The following is a 1319-nucleotide window of genomic DNA, read 5'->3' as shown; positions in this document are numbered from 1 at the left end:
TGCGGCAGCCTACGAGATACCGGTCTCACCGGTTGGCAATGGACTGCTGATTCGGGCCGAAGGCTACCGCGCTTCGCTGGGTGTGGTGGGCAGCGGCTTTTTTTGGCTGGTCAGCGCCCTGAGCGCGCTGACCGTCTGGATGCTGCTCGGCAACTGGCGCCATACGCGTCGCCGGGTGCAGGCCCAGCAGGCCCTGATTTCCGAGACCAACTTTCGCCGTGCGATGGAAAACTCCATGCTCACCGGCATGCGCGCCCTGGACTTGCAGGGACGCATCACCTACGTCAACCCGGCGTTCTGCCAGATGACCGGCCTGACAGAAGAAGACTTGGTGGGCCGTACCCCACCCTTCCCCCATTGGCCAGAGGCAGAGATCGACACCATGATGGCGCGACTGGATGACGAACTGCACGGCAGGACGCCGCCCGGTGGCTTCGAGATCCGGGTCAAGCGCAAAAACGGCCAGATCTTTGACGCCCGCATGTACGTGTCGCCGCTGATTGATCCGCGCGGTCAGCAAACCGGCTGGATGACCTCCATGACCGACATCACCGAACCCAAGCGGATTCGCGAAGAGTTGTCAGCCTCTTATGAGCGTTTCACCACGGTGCTGGAAGGACTGGATGCGGCAGTGTCCGTGGCGCCGCTGGGCAGTGAGGAGCTGTTGTTTGCCAATAAGTTGTACCGATCCTGGTTTGGCGGCGACGTGTCGGGGCACATGAACATGATTGCGCAGGCCGGCGTGCCGGCAGCCTTGCCTACCGGCGACGCACTTGACGCGGTCGATGGCCTCGCCGGTCTGCCCACCGAGGAACTCACCGCAGCCCAGTCCGAAAACGCCGAGATTTTTGTGCCCAAACTCTCGAAATGGCTGGAAGTGCGCTCGCGCTACCTCACCTGGGTGGACGGCCGCCTGGCGCAGATGGTGATTGCCACCGACATCACGCCGCGGCGCCATGCCGAAGAACAGGCGGCGCAGCAAAACGAACGGGCCCAGACCGCCAGCCGGCTGATCACCATGGGTGAAATGGCGTCCAGCGTGGCCCACGAACTCAACCAGCCGCTGACGGCCATCAACAACTACTGCAATGGCATGGTCTCACGCATCAAGGGCCAGCAAATCAGTAACGAAGACCTGCTGGTCGCGCTTGAAAAAACCGCCAGGCAGGCGCACCGCGCCGGGCAGATCATCCAGCGCATTCGCGCGTTTGTGAAACGCAGCGAGCCCAACCGCACGTCGGCCGATGTGGCAACGCTGGTCAGCAACGCTATGGAGCTCGCCGATATTGAACTCAAGCGCCACCATTTGAGGCTCAGCC

General features: G+C 62.5%; 1 protein-coding gene. It reads left to right on the top strand.

The window, feature by feature from the left end:
* Positions 1-1319, top strand: a 1319-nt coding sequence (locus tag Q8K05_RS15825; RefSeq protein ID WP_305247575.1) for a PAS domain S-box protein, incomplete at both ends; no start/stop codon positions are given.

Source organism: Polaromonas sp. (assembly GCF_030682935.1).
Lineage (GTDB): Bacteria > Pseudomonadota > Gammaproteobacteria > Burkholderiales > Burkholderiaceae_C > Polaromonas.
The sequence above is the reverse complement of the archived record's forward strand: the minus strand, read 5'-3'. Positions and strand labels throughout refer to the sequence as shown.